At 60.0% G+C, this 5,287-nt stretch carries 6 protein-coding genes; 2 read left to right on the top strand and 4 right to left on the bottom strand.

Annotation, left to right across the window (positions count from 1 at the left end; all coding sequences use genetic code 11):
* The 4 genes from clpX to QZY06_RS13185 form a co-directional block, all read right to left on the bottom strand.
* The coding region (gene clpX / locus QZY06_RS13170; protein WP_295685156.1) for an ATP-dependent protease ATP-binding subunit ClpX at positions 1-925 on the bottom strand (925 nt) is incomplete at its 3' end.
* 137 nt (positions 926-1,062) lie between these two features.
* Positions 1,063-1,686 carry an ATP-dependent Clp endopeptidase proteolytic subunit ClpP gene (gene clpP, locus QZY06_RS13175; protein WP_293392510.1) on the bottom strand — a complete coding sequence of 208 codons (624 nt, stop codon included), beginning with the start codon at positions 1,684-1,686 and terminating at the stop codon, positions 1,063-1,065.
* A gap of 82 nt (positions 1,687-1,768) precedes the next feature.
* On the bottom strand, positions 1,769-3,112 hold the full coding sequence (gene tig / locus QZY06_RS13180; RefSeq protein ID WP_295685163.1) for a trigger factor: 1,344 nt from the start codon (positions 3,110-3,112) through the stop codon (positions 1,769-1,771).
* A gap of 409 nt (positions 3,113-3,521) precedes the next feature.
* Positions 3,522-3,770 carry a hypothetical protein gene (locus QZY06_RS13185; RefSeq protein WP_295685166.1) on the bottom strand — a complete coding sequence of 83 codons (249 nt, stop codon included), beginning with the start codon at positions 3,768-3,770 and terminating at the stop codon, positions 3,522-3,524.
* A 421-nt stretch (positions 3,771-4,191) separates the two neighbouring features.
* Between QZY06_RS13185 and QZY06_RS13190 the strand changes: the two genes are divergently transcribed.
* Together QZY06_RS13190 and QZY06_RS13195 are read left to right on the top strand one after the other, a co-directional pair.
* Positions 4,192-4,767, top strand: a complete 576-nt coding sequence (locus tag QZY06_RS13190; RefSeq protein ID WP_295685168.1) for a recombinase family protein — start codon at positions 4,192-4,194, stop codon at positions 4,765-4,767.
* 68 nt (positions 4,768-4,835) lie between these two features.
* A partial coding sequence (locus QZY06_RS13195) for a type IIL restriction-modification enzyme MmeI (RefSeq protein ID WP_295685170.1) occupies positions 4,836-5,287 on the top strand: 452 nt, incomplete at its 3' end.

Consider the following 5,287-nt stretch of genomic DNA (forward strand, 5'->3'; position numbering starts at 1 on the left):
GCATCGGCAGGCGGCCGACGAATTCAGGAATCAGGCCGTAACGGATGAGATCTTCCGGCTCGACGCCAAGCAGCATGCGGCTGACCTGATGGCTGTCCTTCTGCGACTTCACGTCGGCGCCGAAACCGATGCCGGTCTTCTCGGTACGGTTCTGGATCACCTTGTCGAGGCCGGCGAACGCACCACCGCAGATGAACAGGATGCCGGCCGTGTTGACCTGCAGGAATTCCTGCTGCGGATGCTTGCGGCCGCCCTGCGGCGGCACGCTGGCGATGGTGCCTTCGATCAGCTTCAGCAGCGCTTGCTGCACGCCTTCGCCGGACACGTCACGAGTGATCGACGGGTTCTCGCTCTTGCGCGAAATCTTGTCGATCTCATCGATGTAGACGATGCCGCGCTGGGCCTTCTCGACGTCGTAATCGCACTTCTGCAGCAAGCGCTGAATGATGTTTTCGACGTCCTCACCGACATAGCCGGCTTCGGTCAAGGTCGTGGCATCGGCGATCGCGAACGGCACATCGAGCAGGCGAGCCAGCGTTTCGGCGAGCAAGGTCTTGCCCGAACCGGTTGGACCGATCAGCAGGATGTTCGACTTCGACAGTTCCACGCCATCGCTCGAACCCTTCTGGCTCAGGCGCTTGTCATGGTTGTAGACGGCGACGGAAAGCACCTTCTTGGCCTGATCCTGGCCAATGACGTACTCGTCCAGCACCGCGCGGATTTCCTGCGGTTTCGGCAAGCCTTTGACCTGCGGCTTGGCGTGGACTTCCTCGCGGATGATGTCGTTGCACAGATCCACGCATTCGTCGCAGATGTAGACCGACGGACCTGCGATCAGCTTGCGAACCTCGTGCTCGCTCTTGCCGCAGAACGAGCAATACAGCACGCGACCACCCTGGGTGCCGCTGCGTACGTTGTCAGGCATTTCCAACCTCAATCAAGGTTCTTGAATCCTTATAGCATCATGTCGTATGACAGCAAAATGACTGCAAGTTCTGTTCGCAATCAGGGCAGCGAAACGTCAACTTCTCGACGCGGCCCTGAATTGCTGCAGATCAGCACTCAGTTCGCGACGGGAGCCTGAGCCCGTTTGTCGATGATGTTGTCGATCAGACCGTACGTCTTGGCCTGTTCGGAGTTCATGAAATAGTCGCGTTCTACATCGGCCGCGACCTTTTCGATCGGCTGGCCGCAGTGTTCCGCCATCAGACGGTTCAGCCGCTCCCGCAGATAGAGGATTTCCCGCGCCTGGATCTCGATATCCGTCGCCTGGCCCTGAGCACCGCCAGACGGCTGGTGAATCATGACCCGCGAGTTCGGCAGCGCGAAGCGCTTGCCCTTGGTGCCGGCCGACAGCAGGAAGGCGCCCATGCTGGCCGCCTGGCCGATGCACATCGTCGACACGTCCGGCTTGATGAACTTCATGGTGTCGTAGATCGACAGGCCCGACGTGATCACGCCGCCAGGCGAGTTGATGTAGAGGTGAATGTCCTTGTCCGGATTTTCCGATTCAAGGAACAGCAGCTGGGCGACGACGAGGTTGGCCATGTAGTCGTCGATCGGGCCAACGATGAACACGACGCGCTCCTTCAGCAGGCGCGAATAGATGTCGTACGCACGTTCTCCGCGGGCGGTCTGCTCGACCACCATCGGGACCAGCTGCGAGCGGTTGCGGAGGTCAGTCATCGGATTTCCAGGTTAAGGGTCAAGTCGGGCGACCGTTCCAGCGCTGAGGCCGGAACGGTCGCGTGCAGATTGCTCTGCACCATTACGCAGGTTGGGCCTGCTGCTGTGATTTCAACAGGTCTTCGAGCGACATCGGCTCATCGGTCACCTGGGCGCCGGCGGCCAAAGTCTCGACAACCTGCTCCTCGAGCACGACGCTGCGCAGGCGCTGCATCAGATCTTCGCGTGAGCGATACAGCTTGCGCACTTCTTCCGGATCCTCGAAATCGCCAGCGATGTTGTCGAGCGCCAGATCGACGCGGGCCGGATCGATGCTGATCTGCCGCGAGGTGATCACTTCACCAACCAGCAGGCCCAGTGCAACACGGCCCTTGGCGCCCGGCTCGAACATTTCGCCCGGCAGCATCGCCTTCAGCTGCTCCGGCTTCATCTTGCTCATGTCGTTACCGCGATTGGCGCCGATGCGGTTGATCGTCTCGGTGCGCATACGGTCAACTTCTTCGCCGACCAGGCCGGCCGGCACATCGATCGGGTGCATCGCGTGCAGCTGGTCCATCACTTCACGCTTGACGCGCGCGGTGACCGCCTTGGTGCGTTCGGCTTCCAGCGCTTCGCGGCACTTGCTGCGCAGTGCTTCGGCGCCGCCTTCGTCGATGCCATGAACCTTGAGGAACTCTTCATCGAGTTCCGGCAGCTTCGGCTCGCGCACTTCCTTCATGGAAATGGTGAACACCGTGGCTTTGCCGGCCAGGGCTTCATTGCGATAGTCGGCCGGGAAGTTGACCGCCACATCGAAGGTTTCGCCAGCCGCGTGGCCGATCAGGCCATTTTCCAGATCTGGCAGGAAGCGCGCTTCGCCGATCTCGATTGAAGCGTTGTCGCTCTTGCCGCCCTGGAAGGCTTCGCCATCCAGCTTGCCTTCGAAATCAACGGTCACCACGTCGCCAGCCTGAGCAGCGCGTTCGGCAACTGCGAGCGTACGGCGCGCCTTTCGCAGGTTGTCGACCAGACGATCGACATCCGCCTCCGTCACTTCAACGACCGGGCGGCTGATCTTGATCTGGCTAAGGTCGCCGAGCGTGATCTCCGGGAACACGTCGAAGCTGGCGGTGTAGACCAGCGGCTGGCCGACCGCTTCCGCGGTGACATTGAAATTCGGCGAGCTGGCCGGCTGCAGCGTCGACTGGGTCAGCGCTTCCGGCCAGGTCTGGCGAACCAGTTCACCAACCGCGTCATTGCGCGCATCAGCACCGTACTGCTGCTGGATGACCTTCAGCGGCGCCTTGCCCGGACGGAAGCCCGGCACGCGAGCGCGGCCCGCGAGGCGCTTGAGGCGCTCGCCAACTTCGCGTTCAAAGCGATCGGCCGGGATCGTGACATGCAGCCGGCGCGTCAGACCGCCGGCGGTTTCGACTTGGACTTCCATCGTTCAAAGACTCTTGTAAAGGTGGTGATGATCTTTCCGACCGCTTCGCTCTGGGCGGGCGATCTGTATTTTTTCTGCGAAAGGCCAGAACAGCTGCCTCCGCTTTGCTCCGGATCTTTTCGGCTGAAAGGTCCACCGGACCTTTCAGACAGCCCCGAAAAAATGGTGCGAAAGGCGAGACTCGAACCCTATTCGGTGCGTGCCTTTCTCAGCAATTTTTACTTTAAATCAATGTGTTGCAGACGCTCGACATTCTATGCGCGGACCACCTAGGTGGACCACATCGTAGGACTTAAGCCGCGTATTGTAGCTGAGGTGCCGTACAAACTCCGTCAGTGTTGCGAGTAGCTTGCCGCTTGAAAGACTCCGCGCCGAGCGGGCTCCTATCACCTGCCGGCGCGGACAAACATCAGCGCTGCTTGTTCGCTTGCGAAACGAGGCTCGCTGCAAAAGCCTTGGTTTCATCCGAGTACTTCGGACTTTGCAATACCTTGCCTGCGAACGCCTCCATCTCTGCTCCCGTCTGCTTAGGGGTTCCAGCCTGTGCCACTACCGAAGCCGCGAGACGGCGGTTGGTAGCAGAAGATGTGGGGTCTTGGAGTGCTGCGGCGGCGGTAGATGCAAGCTGCGGAGAAGACTGCTTTCTGTTAGTTGCCATTTGACGGCCTCATATTGGTTGACGAACGAATGCGCTTCAGTGCCACCATGTAATTATTAACATATTTGTGTGGCACCGCAACCCATAGACCACAACCAGTAGTGTTTTCTTTAACTTCAAACACAACTGGTAGCTTCATAGCGGGTAGTCTTCGCCAGAAATCCGAACCCTCAATATAAGTGCAGCGACGAGACAACTTCCCCCTCTACCTCCGGGGTCAGTGTTGCGAGGGCGAGAGGAAACCGGAGAGACACCTGTGAACGCTTGCTTCACAGCCAACGAGCAGAAACATCCCAATAACGACGGTTTACGGGAGACATCCCAAAGCGCGCCGTTCGTCGCCTAATAGCCTCTCGAAACACTCTCCCATAATATCCTCTCGATAACCCACCCACCCCTTTGGGTTTCAGGAGGAAGCGCAATGCGTGTCGGATATGCCCGAGTGTCGACCGTCGACCAGAACACAGACATGCAGATTGATGCCTTGAAGGCGGACGGCTGCGAGACGATTTACACCGACAAGCTATCTGGGGGCACCAGGGACCGGCCCGAACTCTTAGCAGCGCTCAAGGCCCTGCGCCAAGGGGACACGCTGGTCGTGTGGAAGCTTGACCGCCTAGCCCGCAACCTGGACGACCTCAGGAACATGGTCCGGGAACTGGAGGAGCGCGGGATCGAGTTTCGCTCCATCCGTGACCAGATCGACACAAGCGGCGCAACGGGCCGCCTGATCTTTAACTTGTTCGCTAGTCTCGCGGAGTTCGAGCGCGACATGATCCGGGAACGAACCATGGCGGGCCTCGCCGCAGCGCGCGCGCGCGGCAAGAAAGGGGGCCGCCCGCTCAAGGTCAGCGCAAAGGCATTGAATCAGGCGCGGACCCTGTTGGCGGATGAAGCAAACACCGTCGAAGATGTCGCCAAGCGGCTTGGTATCGCCGCCAGCACGCTCTATCGGCACTTGCCGAAGGGCGGCCGCAGCGCCCTCCTAAGCGTCTAACTCATAACCTCAGGACCGTCCCCGAAACCAGAAGGGCGGCCTACTAACGAAAAACGGACGGGGAACCAGTGACAGCTTCGGATTTCATTGCCAAGTGGAAGGGCGGCGGTAAAGAGCGACAGAACGCACAGGAGTTCTTCATCGACCTGTGTCGGCTGTTTCGGCACCCGACGCCACGCGAAGCCGATGCAGAGGGCACGTCTTTCGCGTTCGAGTACGGCGCCGACAAGACGGGAGGCCGGAAGGGCTGGGCAGATGCCTGGAAGCGCGGATTCTTCGGCTGGGAAGCCAAGGGGACCCACAAGGACCTGAACGAGGCTTACAAGCAACTGAAGATGTACGCGGACGCCCTCCAGAATCCGCCGCTGCTGGTCGTGTCGGACCTTCAGTCGATCATCGTGCATACCAACTTCACCAACAGCGTGAAGAAGGAGCACCGCATCGAGGTCGCCGACCTGGAGGACCCTGAAAAGCGCCGCGTCCTGGAGGCCATGTTCCATGACCCGGAACGGCTGCGCCC

It is taken from the genome of uncultured Nevskia sp. (assembly GCF_903885465.1).
Lineage (GTDB): Bacteria > Pseudomonadota > Gammaproteobacteria > Nevskiales > Nevskiaceae > Nevskia.